General features: G+C 42.7%; 18 protein-coding genes. 12 read left to right on the top strand and 6 right to left on the bottom strand.

Going from position 1 to position 15,571, the window contains the following annotated elements; genetic code table 11:
* Window positions 1-207 precede the first annotated feature (207 nt).
* Genes THMIRH_RS06235 through THMIRH_RS06255 form a run of 5 tightly spaced genes read left to right on the top strand, consistent with a single transcriptional unit; the run spans window position 208 to window position 2,864 of the window.
* A complete protein-coding gene (locus THMIRH_RS06235) occupies window positions 208-471 on the top strand; it encodes a hypothetical protein (protein ID WP_173291275.1) in 264 nt (87 codons plus the stop codon).
* Between the two features lie 29 nt (window positions 472-500).
* Window positions 501-803 carry a hypothetical protein gene (locus tag THMIRH_RS06240; RefSeq protein WP_243831393.1) on the top strand — a complete coding sequence of 101 codons (303 nt, stop codon included), beginning with the start codon at window positions 501-503 and terminating at the stop codon, window positions 801-803.
* 21 nt (window positions 804-824) lie between these two features.
* Window positions 825-1,187, top strand: a complete 363-nt coding sequence (locus THMIRH_RS06245; RefSeq protein WP_173291276.1) for a hypothetical protein — start codon at window positions 825-827, stop codon at window positions 1,185-1,187.
* Between the two features lie 16 nt (window positions 1,188-1,203).
* Window positions 1,204-2,409 carry a GGDEF domain-containing protein gene (locus THMIRH_RS06250; protein ID WP_173291277.1) on the top strand — a complete coding sequence of 402 codons (1,206 nt, stop codon included), beginning with the start codon at window positions 1,204-1,206 and terminating at the stop codon, window positions 2,407-2,409.
* Window positions 2,406-2,864, top strand: a complete 459-nt coding sequence (locus THMIRH_RS06255; RefSeq protein ID WP_173291278.1) for an FKBP-type peptidyl-prolyl cis-trans isomerase — start codon at window positions 2,406-2,408, stop codon at window positions 2,862-2,864. The genes THMIRH_RS06250 and THMIRH_RS06255 overlap by 4 nt, the downstream gene beginning before the upstream one ends.
* Here THMIRH_RS06255 and THMIRH_RS06260 read toward each other — a convergent pair.
* Window positions 2,855-3,115 (bottom strand): PP0621 family protein, encoded by a 261-nt coding sequence (locus tag THMIRH_RS06260; RefSeq protein ID WP_173291279.1) that lies wholly within the window; start codon window positions 3,113-3,115, stop codon window positions 2,855-2,857. The genes THMIRH_RS06255 and THMIRH_RS06260 overlap by 10 nt on opposite strands.
* Window positions 3,116-3,249: 134 nt before the next feature.
* Between THMIRH_RS06260 and sucC the strand changes: the two genes are divergently transcribed.
* Genes sucC through THMIRH_RS06275 form a run of 3 tightly spaced genes read left to right on the top strand, consistent with a single transcriptional unit; the run spans window position 3,250 to window position 6,974 of the window.
* Window positions 3,250-4,419, top strand: coding sequence for an ADP-forming succinate--CoA ligase subunit beta (gene sucC, locus THMIRH_RS06265; protein ID WP_173291280.1), 1,170 nt, complete (start codon window positions 3,250-3,252; stop codon window positions 4,417-4,419).
* A complete protein-coding gene (gene sucD / locus THMIRH_RS06270; RefSeq protein ID WP_173291281.1) occupies window positions 4,416-5,300 on the top strand; it encodes a succinate--CoA ligase subunit alpha in 885 nt (294 codons plus the stop codon). The genes sucC and sucD overlap by 4 nt, the downstream gene beginning before the upstream one ends.
* 42 nt (window positions 5,301-5,342) lie before the next feature.
* Entirely contained in the window at window positions 5,343-6,974 is a 1,632-nt protein-coding gene (locus tag THMIRH_RS06275) for an NAD+ synthase (RefSeq protein WP_173291282.1), read from the top strand.
* Window positions 6,975-7,057: 83 nt separating this feature from the next.
* Here the strand turns inward: THMIRH_RS06275 and THMIRH_RS06280 are convergent, their stop codons facing one another.
* Window positions 7,058-9,046: a cation:proton antiporter gene (locus THMIRH_RS06280; protein WP_173291283.1), complete on the bottom strand. Its 1,989-nt coding sequence runs from the start codon at window positions 9,044-9,046 to the stop codon at window positions 7,058-7,060.
* Between the two features lie 5 nt (window positions 9,047-9,051).
* Window positions 9,052-9,918, bottom strand: a complete 867-nt coding sequence (nadC, locus tag THMIRH_RS06285) for a carboxylating nicotinate-nucleotide diphosphorylase (RefSeq protein ID WP_173291284.1) — start codon at window positions 9,916-9,918, stop codon at window positions 9,052-9,054.
* A 93-nt stretch (window positions 9,919-10,011) separates the two neighbouring features.
* On the opposite strand from nadC, the gene ampD reads away from it, so the two are divergent.
* Window positions 10,012-10,605, top strand: coding sequence for a 1,6-anhydro-N-acetylmuramyl-L-alanine amidase AmpD (gene ampD / locus THMIRH_RS06290; RefSeq protein WP_173291285.1), 594 nt, complete (start codon window positions 10,012-10,014; stop codon window positions 10,603-10,605).
* On the opposite strand, the gene THMIRH_RS06295 is transcribed toward ampD, so the two are convergent.
* Window positions 10,602-10,829, bottom strand: a complete 228-nt coding sequence (locus tag THMIRH_RS06295; RefSeq protein WP_173291286.1) for a uracil-DNA glycosylase — start codon at window positions 10,827-10,829, stop codon at window positions 10,602-10,604. The two genes, ampD and THMIRH_RS06295, sit on opposite strands and share 4 nt — an antisense overlap.
* Window positions 10,830-10,993: 164 nt before the next feature.
* Between THMIRH_RS06295 and fldA the strand changes: the two genes are divergently transcribed.
* The 3 genes from fldA (at window position 10,994) to THMIRH_RS06310 (ending at window position 12,292) form a co-directional block, all read left to right on the top strand.
* Window positions 10,994-11,509 (top strand): flavodoxin FldA, encoded by a 516-nt coding sequence (gene fldA, locus THMIRH_RS06300; protein ID WP_173291287.1) that lies wholly within the window; start codon window positions 10,994-10,996, stop codon window positions 11,507-11,509.
* Between the two features lie 269 nt (window positions 11,510-11,778).
* The gene (locus THMIRH_RS06305; protein WP_173291288.1) at window positions 11,779-12,036 is read left to right on the top strand and encodes a type II toxin-antitoxin system Phd/YefM family antitoxin; all 258 of its coding nucleotides are present in this window, start codon (window positions 11,779-11,781) and stop codon (window positions 12,034-12,036) included.
* Entirely contained in the window at window positions 12,026-12,292 is a 267-nt protein-coding gene (locus THMIRH_RS06310) for a Txe/YoeB family addiction module toxin (protein WP_173291289.1), read from the top strand. Before THMIRH_RS06305 ends, THMIRH_RS06310 begins: the two co-directional genes overlap by 11 nt.
* A gap of 91 nt (window positions 12,293-12,383) precedes the next feature.
* On the opposite strand, the gene hrpB is transcribed toward THMIRH_RS06310, so the two are convergent.
* A complete protein-coding gene (hrpB, locus tag THMIRH_RS06315) occupies window positions 12,384-14,963 on the bottom strand; it encodes an ATP-dependent helicase HrpB (protein WP_173291290.1) in 2,580 nt (859 codons plus the stop codon).
* Between the two features lie 21 nt (window positions 14,964-14,984).
* Window positions 14,985-15,566 carry a pyrophosphohydrolase domain-containing protein gene (locus THMIRH_RS06320; protein ID WP_173291291.1) on the bottom strand — a complete coding sequence of 194 codons (582 nt, stop codon included), beginning with the start codon at window positions 15,564-15,566 and terminating at the stop codon, window positions 14,985-14,987.
* Window positions 15,567-15,571: the final 5 nt, after the last annotated feature.

Here is a 15,571-nt window from a genome sequence, read left to right on the forward strand (position 1 = left end):
TCGTTATTATAAGAAAATTTTATCTAGGATTAATAGAATCTATTACTATTTACATATAAGTAATGATTATAGGCAATTCTGAGAACATTTGCACTTGTGGCTAACAGGAAAGAATCAATAACTCTGTTGATGTCTAGTAATAACAACTTAAAAGCCTTAAAATCAACGGGTATCAAAATTGGGTTGACTAACAACAAGGATAAAAACATGAAAAAAATTGCTTTAACTTTAACATTGTTATTTTCAGTAGTGACAACTGCGCAAGCTGGTTTTTGGGATGATGTAAAAGCAGATGCCGCAAAAGCATGGGAAGGCACTAAAGCAACGGCGGGTGGTATTGCCGATGATGCAAAAGAAGCCTACAAAGAAGGGGAAAATACTTCATTGGATAAAATCAAAGAAGATACTGAAAAACAAGGCTACTTACCCGTTAAACCTAAAACGGACGAAGCGGGCATTCCGCAGCAATAACACAAAGGTATCTACTTAAAGGTTGTCATGTGAAAAAATTTATTTTAATGTCTTCTTTTTTGACGCTATTACTCAGTCTTCAAGGTTGTGAAAAAGTGTCAAACAGCGCTAAAAATATTCAATCAGATTGGATAGGTTTGGATCGAAAGGTCGAACTTTATTCTTGCATGACTGGCCAATTAATCAAATCGTATCAAGGCAGTATTCGTTTAAATCCAGAGGACCAATACGGGACTTCTTTATTAATAAACGGAAAAAAACTTCATACCAATCTTTGTTATGTCATCAGTGAAATTGGTATTAAAGAAATGCCGATTTCAGTTGTCAAATAACGTTTAAATTAAAAGAATTTCATGAAACAAATTGCAACTTTATCCAGTTTAGTGGGCACTTTAGCAGTGCTTTTTTTATTCACCGGTTGTAGCTCTGTGCAAACTCAAGCTCTGCAAGCCGAGGATGGGGAGCAAAGATTTTTGTTGCAAGACTTTTATCATGAGCCTCCACAAGCCCTTGAAAGCCGATCTTTAGCATCGGCCGCTGAAGATGCTTGCCCTAAAGGTTATGACATTCTTTTAAAACAAGCCAGTAAGCATGCTCAATTTGGACAAGATCATGCCCAATGTGCTTCTCCTGGTGGCTGTGATTTTGTTTTGGAATGGCGAATTATATGCGCTGAAAAACCCGAGAAAAAATTCTCAATTTTCGGTAAATATTAATTTGGCTTTAAGTTAAATGATTCATTTAATCTGGCAACTGCCTTTAATGTGGTTTGCCTATTCTCAAATAACTGAAATTCAACACTGGCCAATCGCTTGGCAGTCTTTGCTGATGATGGCGCCTTATGTGATTTCCGCATTAGGCGTGTTTATTGCGGTTTGGTTAAACCGAGCCCAGCCTGTGATGATTTTGCTCACATTAATGGCCTTAAATGCCATGCTTTTTTACTTTTTGGGGCAAGAGCGTCACGACATCAGCGCTCAAGTTGCCTATCCTTTATTAACCATTCTATTGCCCTTGAGTTTTTTTGTTTGGCTCATTATTCCTGAGCGGGGCATTCAAAATAAACCCTATCTATTCTCGGCAGCCAGCATTTTTGCCATGCTAGGCGTGACTTTTTTCTGGGCGTTAGAAGGCTTACCGATTGATTTGATTAAACATTTATCCATGCCGGTGCAAAATATTTCAATGGCCATTAAAATCCCAATGATTGGCATGGTCATCTCATTAGTGATTTTATTATTAATGCTGACCCGAAATGCCATGTGCCAACGCTTAAAAGTGCTTGATAACACGCTGATTTTAGTGCTAATTCTGCTGATGATTGGTTTGAATGACTTTCAAACCTATGGTGTGATGGCATGGGTGTCGAGCTTATCGGCGTTGATGATTTTATTGGCCATTATTTTTGATGCGCATCACATGGCTTATGTTGATGAACTCACGGGTTTAAAGGGGCGACGAGCCCTATTTGAAACCTTTATGGGGCTCGGTCGAAAATATTCTATTGCGATGATGGATATTGACCATTTCAAAAAATTTAATGATACCTATGGGCATGATATTGGCGATGTGGTGTTACGAGCTGTGGCAGATAATCTCGCCATGATTGAAACGGGATCCGTTTATCGCTATGGTGGTGAGGAGTTTACGGTTGTGCTCAAAGGTAAAACACCTGAAGAAGCAAAACCCTATCTCGAACAAGTTCGCCAAGCGATTGAACACATGAAACTCAAAGTGCCTGTTAAAAATAAAATGACCGAAGTTAAGGTGACCGTTAGTTTTGGGGTTGCTGCCCGTGATGACACACATAAAAAACCCACGCAAGTCATGAAAGCTGCGGATGAGGCGCTTTATCAAGCCAAACAAGCAGGGCGCAACTGCACTTTTATTTCTGGCGAAAAAACCACTAAAACGCCCGCAAAAAGGATTAAGCAATGAACCAAACCTCCGAATCTCAAGTCCTATTAGTCACAGAAAATTCTCGTCTGGATATAGAATTTGAGCTGTCAGTATTTGATGGCCCACTGATTGAAAAAACCGCTGAGGGAGAAGTCTTTAGTTTTCAAATCGGCGATGGACAGTTATTGCCGCAACTAGAGAATTTGTTGATTGGTTTAGAAGTGGATACCACCGCAAAATTTACTTTAGTTCCAGAACAAGCCTTTGGCCGTAGTGACCCAAATAACTTTCAAGTCATGCCCAAAAGTGATTTTCCGGCAGATATGCCTTTAAGCTTGGGTCATGTGATTGGTTTTGACACCCCAACGGGTGATGAAGTTCCTGGGACGATTATCGCCGTGAATGGTGATGAGGTGACCATCAATTTTAATCACCCCTTAGCAGATAAAGTCATTGTTTTTAGCGCAACGATCAAAGCCATTTATCAAGATTGAGCCTTGTTAGCCATCTGGTGATGTGCTTCGCTACAATAAAAAGCATCTCCATCTTGGATGGCTTCATTTTGCGGTAAATGCACTTGGCACACTTGGCAAATCACCATGGTTTCTGCGGCGACTTTTTGCGCATGTTCTTGAGCTCTGGCTTCGGCGTCTTGTTGAGCGCGAATGAATCGAATGCGTTGTAAAGTAAAGCGAACGACCAAAAATATCAGAACAATCAACAGTAAAAAAAGGATAGCGCGCATATTTTTCCTTAAATTGTCAGGTTGTTTATAGCAACTAAACCCATATCCTACCCGATAAATAATGCATTTGTAGGGCAAAACTCATAAAATAAGCGTAATTTTTTGCATCTCACTTAATTCTTCAAAGGGTTGAAATGAATTTACACGAATACCAAGCCAAGGCTCTTTTTCAAGAAGTCGGCATAGCGGTTCCTGCTGGACAGTTAATCACGGAACTTTCACAATTAGACGCAGCATTGAATGCCATCAACAGCGATGGCTGGGTTGTAAAAGCGCAAATTCATGCGGGTGCACGCGGTAAAGCCGGTGGGGTTAAGTTGGTTAAAACCGCAACAGAAGCTCATGAAGTTGCTGCTAGCTTGTTGGGGTCTTCTTTGGCCACCATTCAAACCGCTGGAAAAGCCTTACCGATCAACAGTCTGTTAATTGAACAAACACTACAAATCCAAGAAGAATTATATTTAAGTTTATTGGTTGACCGAGAAGCCAAAAGCTACGCATTTGTGATTTCAGCCGCAGGCGGCATGGACATTGAAGCAGTTGCCGAGCATTCTCCTGAAAAAATCCTCAATTTCCCCATAGACCCTGTGGTGGGCGTGATGCCTTACCAAATGCGAGAAGCTGGGTTTGCCTTGGGGTTAACCGGCGATGCCTTTAAACAACTCGGTTCAATGATGCAAAAGTTTTATCAGTTAGCCTTAGACAAAGACATAGCGCTGTTAGAAATAAATCCATTAGTGGTTACAACTGACAATCAATTAATTGCCCTAGATGCCAAGGTTAATATTGATTCCAATGGCCTTTACAGACAACCAGGCCTGGTTAAAATTCGTGACTTTTCGCAAGAAGATACCCGCGAAGCCAAGGCTTCGGAGCACCAACTTAACTATATTGCCCTAGACGGTAACATTGGGTGTATGGTGAATGGTGCAGGTCTAGCAATGGCGACGATGGACCTGATCAAACTCTATGGTGGCGAGCCGGCTAACTTTTTAGATGTAGGTGGTGGCGCAACGCCTGAGCGAGTGTCTGAAGCATTTAAATTGATTTTGTCCTCCTCAGAAGTGAAATCGATTTTGGTCAATATCTTTGGCGGCATCGTGCGTTGTGATTTGATTGCTGAAGGCATTATTCAGGCGGTTAAGGAAGTTGGGTTGACCATTCCGGTGGTGGTGCGTTTAGAAGGTACCAATGTTGAACAAGGGCGTGCATTGTTAGCCCAAAGTGGATTGAGCATTATCAGCGCAACAGGATTAACCGATGCCGCACAACAAGCTGTGGCTGCCGCAGGAGTGAAGGCATGAGTATATTAATTAACAAAGACACCAAAGTCATTTGCCAAGGTTTTACCGGTAAACAAGGCACTTTTCACTCAGAACAAGCCATGGCTTATGGCACTAAAATGGTTGGCGGTGTGACACCAGGCAAGGGCGGTCAAACGCATTTAGGTCTGCCCGTTTTTAATACGGTGAGAGAAGCGGTTGAACAAGCGGGCGCAGAAGCCTCGATGATTTATGTGCCACCGGCCTTTGCCGCTGACTCCATTATTGAAGCCATTATGGCGGGTATTAAAGTCATTACCTGTATCACAGAAGGCATTCCCGTGGCGGATATGATTAAAGTAAAAGCGGTCTTAGAAAAGTCCGATGCTTATTTAATCGGTCCTAATTGCCCAGGTTTGATTACACCAGGTGTCAATGGAGAAGGCTGTAAAATCGGTATTATGCCAGGGCATATTCATCAGCCAGGCAGTATCGGTATCGTTTCTCGTTCGGGTACCTTAACCTATGAAGCTGTGCATCAAACCACCCAAGTCGGCTTGGGGCAATCCACCTGTGTGGGCATAGGCGGCGACCCGATTAATGGCATGAACTTTATCGATTGTTTGCGTTTGTTTGAGGCAGATTCTCAAACCCAAGGCATTATTATGGTGGGTGAAATCGGTGGACAAGCCGAAGAAAATGCGGCCGCCTTTATTCAAACCAAGGTAACCAAACCTGTTGTGGCTTATATTGCTGGGGTCACAGCTCCTGCGGGTAAACGCATGGGGCATGCTGGGGCAATCGTGTCAGGTGGTCAAGGAACGGCTGAGGCAAAATTTGCAGCCTTAGAAGCCGCTGGCGTGACAGTTGTGCGCTCACCCGCAGAACTGGGAACAGCCATTGCGGCAAGACTTAAAGCTTAATTCAGACAAACTCGGTTTAGCGACGCAAAGGAAACACTCACTATGTCAGAAAATATTATGGTTGTCATGGCGCAAATAAACCCGGTGGTGGGTGATATTGCGGGCAATGTTGCGCGTATTATCCAAACTGCACAACAAGCCAAAACCCAACACAATGCTGATATCGTGGTGTTTCCAGAAATGACCATCACCGGTTATCCGCCAGAAGATTTATTGTTGCGCCCCAGTTTATACACCCAAGTTAATCAAGCCTTAACTCAAATATGTGAAGCTGTAACCGATGTGGTTTTAGTGGTTGGTTACCCCATGCAAGATGATTTAGGCGACCGTTATAATATGGCTGCCTGGATTGAAAAGGGTGTGATTCAAGGCAGCTATATGAAGCAAAACTTGCCTAATTACAGTGTCTTTGATGAAAAACGCTATTTTTCGCCAGGCTCTTTGCCCTGTGTTTTGGAGTACCGTGGCGTTAAGTTTGGACTTTTGGTGTGCGAAGATATTTGGAAATTTTCTCCTAGCGAGCAAGCTGCGTCTGCGGGTGCCGATGTACTGCTTAATCTAAATGCCTCTCCTTTCTCGTCTGAAAAACATCAAGATCGTTTAGCGGTGGTAAAGCGTCGTGTATCAGAAGTAAAAAAACCCATCATTTATGTCAACCAAGTCGGTGGCCAAGATGATTTGGTGTTTGATGGTGGATCTTTCGCGGTCAGTGCCGATGGGGAAATTCAAGTTCAAGCACCAGAGTTTAAAGAATCTCTAACCACTGTGTCTATTCTTAAGCAATTAGATGCCATAGCAGTGATGCCAGGTGAACAGGCAGAATTGTATGAAGATGAAGCGCGTGTTTATCAAGCCTTGGTTTTAGGCGTTAAAGATTATATCCAGAAAAACGGCTTTCCAGGTGCGTTGTTAGGGCTTTCGGGTGGCATAGATTCCGCGCTAACCTTAGCCATAGCGGTAGATGCTTTGGGCGCTGAAAATGTTGAAGCGGTGATGATGCCGTTTCGTTATACCGAACAAATCAGCCAGTTAGATGCCGCAGAACAAGCCAAAACCATGCGTGTTCGTTATGAGTCTTTGCCGATTGAGTCAATTTATAGCGGTTTAGAAAATGTTCTATCGGAACGCTTTACAGGCTATGAACCTGATTTAACCGAAGAAAACTTACAAGCCAGAATTCGCGGCACTTTGCTGATGGCTATTTCAAACAAAACCGGGCGTTTAGTATTAGCGACCAGTAATAAAAGTGAAGTAGCGGTGGGTTATTCAACGCTTTATGGTGATATGGTCGGTGGATTCTCGCCCTTAAAAGATGTGCCAAAAACTTTGGTGTATCGATTAGCCAATTATCGCAACAGCTTGTCACCGGTGATTCCGCAAAGAGTGATTACCCGAGCTCCATCTGCCGAATTGCGTCCCAATCAAACCGATCAAGATTCATTGCCTGATTATGAGATTTTAGACAATATCATCAAAGCGTTTGTCAAACACGACCTTAGCCCCATGCAAATCGTTGAAACCTATGGTTATGATGAAACCGAAGTACGCCGTGTCATACAAATGATAAACCGTAGCGAATACAAACGCCGTCAATCGGCACCGGGTATTAAAATAACACCTCGCGCTTTTGGTCGTGACCGCCGCTATCCCATTACCAACCGTTATCAAGAGTAGTCACTGCTGGTTTAAAACAAAAGGCTTCCACTGGAAGCCTTTTTTTTGTGAGTTGAAAATCAGCGCGACCTATCAGAGTCCTATCAGCGACCCAATCGAATAAAGCTGGTAATTTTTTCGACATCTTCGGGTAATCCAGCCACAATTAAAATATCGTGGGCTCTTAGACGGGTTTTATCATCTGGAGAATCCCCTCTAACACTGCCACGCTTAATCCCTTGAACCGTTATATTCATATCCTTAAAAGGCAACTCTCGCAGTCTTTTGCCAACCCCATAGGCACTTTCTTCAAGCGGAATGGTTTGAATAATACTGCCGATAACCTGATGCTGTTCACTGGTAGACACATCCATTTCACCTGGGTAAAAATTGTCCAGAAAACGATAACGGTTTTTACGAACTTCGCGGGTTTGGCGCAGCACTTGACTGGGTGGATGACCAATCATTAACAACAAATGTGACGCTAACATGATGCTCGATTCAAAAATATCTGGCACAACTTCAGTGGCACCCGCTTCCAAAATATCATTGACATGGGAGTCATCCGTGGTTCTAACCAAGATGGGTAAATCGGTACGCAGGTTTTTAACGGCGCGAATAATTTTGAGGGTGGAGTGATAGTCACTGAAGGTGATGATTAAAATCTTGGCAGATTCAATATGCGTTGCCTCTAAAATACTTTGTCTTGAGGAATCACCATAAAAAACCCGTTCACCGGCTTGTTGAGCTTCTTTTACACGCGTGATGTCCAAGTCCAATGCCAAGTAGGGAACCCCAGATGTTTTTAGGAACTTAGCCGTGGTTTGACCAACACGACCAAAGCCGCAAAGGATGACATGGTCTTTGAGGTATTGCGTATCGATTTCGATTTTATGCTCAATATCGATAAAGTTTTGTTGATAGGTTTTTGAGAAAATACGCTTGGTGATTCGACCATTAAATTTAATTAAGAAGGCAGAAATCATCATACTCATCACCGCAGAGGTTAAGAGCAATTGACCCAACTCACCCGTTATTAAAGAATAACTCAGCGCGAGGGTAATCAATACCAGACCAAACTCACCGACTTGAGAAACCGATAAGGCTGTGCGCAGAGCAACGCCTTCTTCTTTCTTAAAACCGTATTTCATCATGCCGTAAATTACTGAGCCTTTCACAACAAAAATACCTAAGGTAATGAGCGCAATCATTGCCCAGTTTTCAATCACAATCATCGGTGAAATCATCATACCCACGGTGATAAAAAACAGACCTAACAGAATGTTTTGGAAAGGTTTAATGTCAGATTCAATTTGATGTCTAAACTCAGTTTCGCCCAGCATCATACCGGCTAAAAAAGCACCTAGCGTCATGGAAATATCCATTTCTTCGGTAAAGGCAGCTGCGGTTAATACCACCGTTAAGACGGTTAGGGTAAAGAGTTCGCTGGATTTTGAAGAGGCCACTTCATGAAATAATGGGCGCAATAAATAACGGCCTGCCAATAACATGACCACCACCACAAAAGCACCTTTCAAAAAGGCAATCGCCAAATCATTGGCAAGCGCATCGGCTGACGCCGTTCCCAAAGCAGGAATCAAAATCAACAAGGGAATGGCCATAATGTCTTGAAAAATTAAGATGCCAACGGCCGATTTCCCATGGCGCGATTGAATTTCAGATTGTTCAGACAGCTGTTTAATCACTATGGCTGTGGAAGAAAGCGCAAAAGCACTGGCAACGATGATGTTAGTCACACGGTCTAACCCAACGACTTCTCCGATGATAAAAGCCAGTAAAGTGGTGATAAAAACCTGTGCTGTGCCTAAGCCAAACACTTGTTTGCGCATTGCAATCATTTGCGATAGAGAAAACTCCAAGCCAATCGAGAAGAGTAAAAACACTATCCCAAATTCCGCTAGGAAATGTATATTGCCTTCGCTACGAATCCACTCAAAACCATAAGGCCCAACAATAATCCCAACAAAAATATAGTTGAGTATCGGGGGAACATGAATTCGACGCGACAGGGATACAATGATCACCGTTAAGGTGAGTAATAATACAATGCTAAATAAAATATGATCTTGCATAAGCCTTATTCTTTAAACTTGAAACGCATTGAAAAATCAATGGCTTGAACATGCTTAGTTAATGCTCCAGTTGAGATAAAATCGACGCCAGTTTTAACCAAGCCTGGTAGATTTTGGTGTTCTACATTGCCAGAAACCTCTAATTTTGCGGGCGTGGCATGGTGCTTATTGATAGCCACTGCTTCTGCGATTTGTGGCAAGGTAAAGTTGTCTAACATAACGATATTGGCCTTAGCATCTAAGGCCTCTCGAAGTTCGGTGAGGTTTTCGGTTTCTACTTCTATCGACACACCAGGGTGCATTTTTTGCGCCGCCTGAACCGCTTGCGTAATGCCACCTGCAGACATAATGTGATTTTCTTTAATCAAAATGGCATCATAAAGACCAATGCGATGATTGGTACCGCCACCACAAGCCACGGCATATTTTTGTGCCAAACGAAGTCCTGGAAGGGTTTTACGGGTGTCAAGTAATTTGGTTTGGGTGTTTCCCATAGCTTGAATGTAAGTGGCTGTTTGAGTGGCCGTTCCTGAAAGGGTTTGCAAAAAATTTAAGGCGGTTCTTTCTGCGGTTAAGATATGTGCCGCATTTCCTTGAACCGTAAAAATTAAAGTATCCTTAGCAACGCTTTGACCTTCTTCAACCAACCATTCTATCGTGAGGTGTTTATCGATTTGATGAAACACTTCATCTACCCAAGGGCGTCCGCAAATGATGGCGGTTTCGCGACAAAAAACTTGGGCAAATGCTTGTTCATTGGGTGAAATTAAGCCAGCCGTTAGGTCGCCTTGACCAATATCTTCGGCAAGGGCTCGACTGACGGTTTCAACAAGATCGGAAAAATAAAACTCTGGAAATTCAATGGACGACATAGGAAACTTTGGTATCAATTTTAAAAGATACTATACTATCATACTGTGAAAATTCTGCACTCCGAACCCCTAAAACTCTAGAAAAAATCAGCTATGGCCAACCAAAAAACTGTTTTTGAAATCGATTTAAATACCCACCTGCTTAAAAATGTAAGCTATGTCGCCAGCCCTAATTATGACGAACGACCCAATGACATCAATCCTGAGTTGATTGTGGTGCATGGTATCAGTCTGCCACCGCAACAATTTGGCGGGCCAGGGGTAGTGCAACTGTTTACCAATCAACTGAATCCCTTAGAGCACCCGTATTATGCTGAAATTCATCAGTTAAAAGTGTCTGCTCATGTGTTTATTAGACGGGATGGACAGGTTATTCAATTTGTCCCGTTTCATCAGCGAGCTTGGCATGCGGGTTTATCAAATTTTAACGGGCGTGAACGCTGTAATGATTTTTCGGTGGGTATAGAGTTAGAAGGAACGGATGATAAGCCTTATGAGCCGATTCAATATGAACAGCTGGCTAAGATTATTTTGGCACTGCGGAAAGCTTATCCAACCATCAAAACTGAAAATTTAGTTGGGCATAATGACATCTCGCCGGGGCGAAAAACTGACCCAGGCGAACACTTTTGCTGGCAAACTTTGCAGTCATCGTTAAACAAATCCGCCGAGCAAACTCAGGTTTAAGCGACCCAACCTGTTTTATTACTGGAGCGCGGTGGCGGTGGATTTTTGGGAGAAAACTTCAAACACTTTTCTCCAGAAGCGTCTAAAACCACGACACTGGGCATCAGGTGCGTTTTAAAACCAAACGCCTTACAACCCTTAGGATTGCTGGCTTCCCAAGTGACATAAAAGTGACGGCATTGAAAGCAGTCAATGATTTCGTTTTCAGAATTAGTTTTACTCATAATGACCGATAAAATTTTTTTGAATTGTCCGCCTAAACAAGTGTGCTAGAATTCAGCTATCAAATAAAGTGATGCGCTATAAATGAAATTTTGGGCGATAAAAGTCCAATCCCATTCATAGCAAAGTATTTTACCGAAAAATCAGAAACAAAAAGGATTAAACCATGAGCAAAGTTGGCCTATTCTATGGAACGGATACAGGAAACACCGAGCGCGTAGCCGATATGATTAAAGATAAAATCGGGGCAGATTTGGTTGAAGTGCATGATATTGCTTCAGCTTCTGTTGCCGATTTTGGTAAATATGACAAGATCATCTTAGGCCAACCGACCTGGTATTATGGTGAGTTGCAGAGCAGCTGGGATGATTTTTGGGAAGATTTCAAGACCATAGACTTCACGGATAAAACCGTCGCATGTTTTGGTTTAGGTGACCAAGCGGATTACTCAGAGTACTTTTTAGATGCCATGGGTATGATGCATGATATCGCGGTTGAAAATGGTGCCGCTCCAGCGGGTTACTGGCCAACAGCGGGTTATGAGTTTGATGAATCTAAAGCAGTGACTGACGACAACGAGTTTTTTGTGGGGCTTGCGATTGATGAAGATCAGCAACCTGAAAAAACCGCTGAACGCATTGATGTTTGGGTTGACCAAATCAAAGAAGAAATGGGTTTATAATTTTATTTTTTAACCCTTCAACTTTCTAAAAGCCCGATTTATCGGGCTTTTTTTATCTGATATATTACTACTATTATCGTGCGTTTATTGCACGTTTAGCCCGTCTTAGCTCACCTCCCTTAGTTCGTACGTTATTTGAATATTATTTTCGTGCAGATATTGCACGTTTCATTCTGAGATTAGTTTAGCTTGCGAAAAAACCGCTACAAATATAAACATGTACAGTATAATGTCCATGTTGTGATAAAATAATAAAAAAGGAGGTGCTTATGCAAGTTGTAAGCTATACAGACGCAAGAAACAGTCTAAAAAGCGTATTGGATTCTGTTGTCGATAATGTTGATGTCACAATCATTACACGTCGGGATGCTGATAACGCGGTAGTGATGTCTCAAGACTATTTTAATAGCCTAATGGAAACGGTACATTTATTGAAATCGCCTGCCAATGTGGCGCACCTGAAAGAATCTATTGCACAGTATCGTTCAGGCAAAACCATCCCAAAAGGTTTAATTGATGAAGATTGAAATTCTCTCTTGGACTGAATGTGCCTGGAGCGATTATCTTTACTGGCAAACTCAAGACAAAAAAACGCTTAAACGAATTAACAAACTCATTACTGATGCAATGCGTTCGCCATTTGAAGGAATCGGTAAGCCTGAACCATTAAAAGAAAACCTTTCAGGATTTTGGTCAAGACGCATAGATGAGTCAAATCGACTTGTTTATGCGGTTGATGATAACCAGATAACGATAATCGCTTGCCGATACCACTACGATTGATGGCAATAGTTAAGTTTGGCTAGTTAATAGTTCAGGTATCCCGTTGTGGCTAAAATTTCATTCAAGACTCAAAAATTCAGCGCTTAAACATTTAAGTGTTCAAGAACCTTTTCTTGTGAGAGTGTCCGGGTTTTTCAAGAAGCGGCTGTTCTGGCCAGCGATGTTTGGGATAGCGACCGCGCATTTCTTTAGCGATTTCAATATAGGAATTTTGCCAAAAATGATGTAAGTCAGCGGTCACTTGCAAAGGGCGCATGGCCGGAGACAACAATTCAAAGGTCAGAGCTTGCCCTTGACATCCACCTAAGATGGGCGAATGAACTTGACCAAATAATTCTTGGAGTTTAACGGATACAAAAGGTGAACGATGTAATTCATAGTGTATCGCAACCGTTTGACCACTTGGCGTTTGATAGTGCGCAGGCGCATCTTTGTCTAGGGTTTGCTGTTGTGAGTAATCTAAGCGATTCTGTAACAATGCCAAAAGGTTTAATTTTTTTAAATCATTTAAGCTCTTAAAGTTGGTGCAGTAGGGCATCAACCAATCATCCATACTTTCTAAAAGCGCAGCCATTGAAAAGTCTGGAAAGGTTTCTTGAACACTATGGAGCCACTGCGCTCGCTTAAGCCAATGCTCAGATGCGGGTGTCCAGTTTAGTAAACTCAGTTGAGTCTGCCGAAGGGCTTGTTTTAAACACATTAGAAATGCGCTGGCATCAAACTCTTGACTAGGTTGTTCAGCCAAAACCAACCCCTTAAATTGTTGTCGAGTGATTCCTAGAAGCGTATTTTTTTGAGCATCATACTCATAACGGGTCGAGCGAGTAATTTGGCTCTGATAAAGACTTTCTAGGTGCGACGGGCTTATTTCACAGGCTAAAAAAATACGCCCGCCTTGTCGTTGACCATCAATTTCTGCCGCAATTAACCAAGCAGCCTGTCCCAACCGATCCTCATTTGAAATGCTTGCCGCTTTTCCGTTGGACAGTAAATAATTGCCTTCAAGACCTGGGCGGCGTTTGGCAATACGATCTGGGTAAGCTATTGCCAAAAGGGCGGCTGTCCATTCGGCTAATTCAGCCGTGTTAAATGTGTTTGCGCGTTTAACCCCTAAGCGTTTTTGCCATTGCTGACCGAGTTGTTCAACTTGTTTTAAACGGTTTAAATGCACTTGCGTGGCCGAAAATGGCTGATGATGTTGTCTGGCATGAACATAATCGTGTAATAAACTTAACCGCTCTAAAACATCCACACTGGGGCGTTCACTCAGGTTTTTAAGGAAGTCTTGTTCAGACAAAATAGCGGCTAAATCACAGGCTAAAACAACCCATTCTTCGATATTCGATTGCTGAGCAAAGCTCATCATTTTCGCGACACGAGGTTCAAAACCCATTTGCAAGGTTTGCTGACCGATGGCTGGTAGCGTGCCTTGTGGTGTCATTAACCCCAACTCGATCAACAATGCCTTGGCTTTTGCAACATGGCTATTGGGTGGCGGTGTTAGCCAGTTGAGTTGATAGATGTCGGTTTCACCCCAGAGTGCTACTTCAAGACACAGTTGACTTAGGTCAGCACGCAGTATTTCAACGGTTTCATGGGGCGCTCGTTGATTGTTTTCAGCTTGCGTCCACAGTCGATAACATTTTCCGGGCCCTAAACGACCTGCACGACCACAGCGCTGTTGGCTGGCAGCTTGTGAAATGGTTTGAGTTTGTAAGCGACTCATGCCACTGCTAGGGTCATAAGTTTGTTGCCGCGCCAGACCTGAGTCAATTACACAACCAATATTGGGCAGGGTTAAACTGGTTTCGGCAATATTGGTGGCAAAAATGATTTTTCGTTGCGAATTTTGACCAGGCCTGGTGGCTAAATCTTGGTCTTGGGCGCTTAATCCTGCATATAAAGGGAGTAACAAAGGTTGTGGGGTTAAGCTGAGTTCTTTTGCCTGGGCGATGGCATTTAAAATTTCTCGCTGTCCCGGCAGAAACACCAAAATATCTTGTTGAGTTTGATGAAAGGCTTTACTCAAGGTTGGCATTAACGCATTTAACGCTTTGTGTGAAAAATTTTGGTGTGGATTGGCGTAAGATTGCAGATATTCAATGTCAACTGGATATTGGCGACCTTCACAAAACACACTATGGGCTTGGGGTAAAAAGGTTTGAATTTGTTGGGCATCAAGGGTTGCTGACATAATCAAGAGTTTTAAATCCTCTCGCAAAGCAGCCTGAATTTCTAAACTGAGTGCTAAAGACAAATCGGCTTGCAAAGAACGCTCGTGAAATTCATCAAAAATGATGAGCGCCACATCCTTAAGCTCTGGGTCAGACTGAATGCGGCGCGTTAATATCCCTTCGGTGACTATTTCGAGTTTAGTCTGTGCGCTAGACTTTTTATCGTTGCGAATGTGATAACCAATGGTTTGCCCAATGGGTTCATTTAGCAATTTGGCTAAATAACGCGCGATGGATTGCGCCGACAATCTGCGTGGCTCTAGCATAATGATTTTTTGCTGGCCTAACCAATCGGCCTTAAGCAAACTCAAAGGCACTTGGGTTGACTTACCCGCGCCCGGCTCTGCTTGCAAGACCACTTGCTGACTGAGTTGCAGGGCTTTTAAAATGTCGGGTAACTTGGCAACAATCGGCAGATTAGAATCAATGATGTGCATAGGGCGCAGAGGGGTTGATATTTAATCTAACGGAATATGCGAAAAATTAGGTTCGGAAAAATGAATAGATTTTAAAATTTTCCCGCCTCGATAGGCTTTACCATCTATACCTGTTTGGTCATGGGTGGAGCGTATTACAAAAAAATCATCGACTTTTTCATAACTCACAGCAACGTCCAAGGACTCTTTATAAAAGGCTTGGGTTTGTTGTGCTTCAGCTTCATGTTGACAAAACTTCGAGAGATTAGAACGCACCACTTCCTGAAAAACAGCCAAACTGACTTCATAAGGTTGTTTTAATTGCAGTTGATCCAACACATATAAAATCGACATTTGACTGGCCACCATGGGCGTTGTTTGCTGTAAGTGATGCGCTATGCCCCAAGCCACAAAAATCATATCCCCCAAGGCATCCAGTTTTTCTGTCAAATCTTGAGCGGATTGCGCATCCCAAAACTCTTTGGCTTCTTCATCATAAAAAAAGACATGGTTAATGGCATGTTGGGTAGCGGGTGCATTGCCGGCAATGGTTTGCCAGCGTGCTGTCGGTTCTAAGAATAAAGTTTGCGCTTCTGGTGAGTCAAAAAGGTGCTTTCTTAACATTGCTC

Origin of the sequence: Thiosulfativibrio zosterae (assembly GCF_011398155.1) — a bacterium.
Taxonomy (GTDB): Bacteria; Pseudomonadota; Gammaproteobacteria; order Thiomicrospirales; family Thiomicrospiraceae; genus Thiosulfativibrio; species Thiosulfativibrio zosterae.

Bases quoted from the DNA above. Each gene is read 5' to 3' on its own strand.
- THMIRH_RS06275 (WP_173291282.1), top strand. From the start codon at position 5,343: ATGTCAGAAAATATTATGGTTGTCATGGCGCAAATAAACCCGGTGGTG.
- fldA (WP_173291287.1), top strand. From the start codon at position 10,994: ATGAGCAAAGTTGGCCTATTCTATGGAACGGATACAGGAAACACCGAG.
- nadC (WP_173291284.1), bottom strand. From the start codon at position 9,918: ATGTCGTCCATTGAATTTCCAGAGTTTTATTTTTCCGATCTTGTTGAA.
- THMIRH_RS06260 (WP_173291279.1), bottom strand. From the start codon at position 3,115: ATGCGCGCTATCCTTTTTTTACTGTTGATTGTTCTGATATTTTTGGTC.
- hrpB (WP_173291290.1), bottom strand. From the start codon at position 14,963: ATGCACATCATTGATTCTAATCTGCCGATTGTTGCCAAGTTACCCGAC.
- sucC (WP_173291280.1), top strand. From the start codon at position 3,250: ATGAATTTACACGAATACCAAGCCAAGGCTCTTTTTCAAGAAGTCGGC.
- THMIRH_RS06280 (WP_173291283.1), bottom strand. From the start codon at position 9,046: ATGCAAGATCATATTTTATTTAGCATTGTATTATTACTCACCTTAACG.
- THMIRH_RS06245 (WP_173291276.1), top strand. From the start codon at position 825: ATGAAACAAATTGCAACTTTATCCAGTTTAGTGGGCACTTTAGCAGTG.
- THMIRH_RS06310 (WP_173291289.1), top strand. From the start codon at position 12,026: ATGAAGATTGAAATTCTCTCTTGGACTGAATGTGCCTGGAGCGATTAT.
- THMIRH_RS06250 (WP_173291277.1), top strand. From the start codon at position 1,204: ATGATTCATTTAATCTGGCAACTGCCTTTAATGTGGTTTGCCTATTCT.
- THMIRH_RS06320 (WP_173291291.1), bottom strand. From the start codon at position 15,566: ATGTTAAGAAAGCACCTTTTTGACTCACCAGAAGCGCAAACTTTATTC.
- sucD (WP_173291281.1), top strand. From the start codon at position 4,416: ATGAGTATATTAATTAACAAAGACACCAAAGTCATTTGCCAAGGTTTT.
- THMIRH_RS06235 (WP_173291275.1), top strand. From the start codon at position 208: ATGAAAAAAATTGCTTTAACTTTAACATTGTTATTTTCAGTAGTGACA.
- THMIRH_RS06305 (WP_173291288.1), top strand. From the start codon at position 11,779: ATGCAAGTTGTAAGCTATACAGACGCAAGAAACAGTCTAAAAAGCGTA.
- THMIRH_RS06255 (WP_173291278.1), top strand. From the start codon at position 2,406: ATGAACCAAACCTCCGAATCTCAAGTCCTATTAGTCACAGAAAATTCT.
- THMIRH_RS06295 (WP_173291286.1), bottom strand. From the start codon at position 10,829: ATGAGTAAAACTAATTCTGAAAACGAAATCATTGACTGCTTTCAATGC.
- ampD (WP_173291285.1), top strand. From the start codon at position 10,012: ATGGCCAACCAAAAAACTGTTTTTGAAATCGATTTAAATACCCACCTG.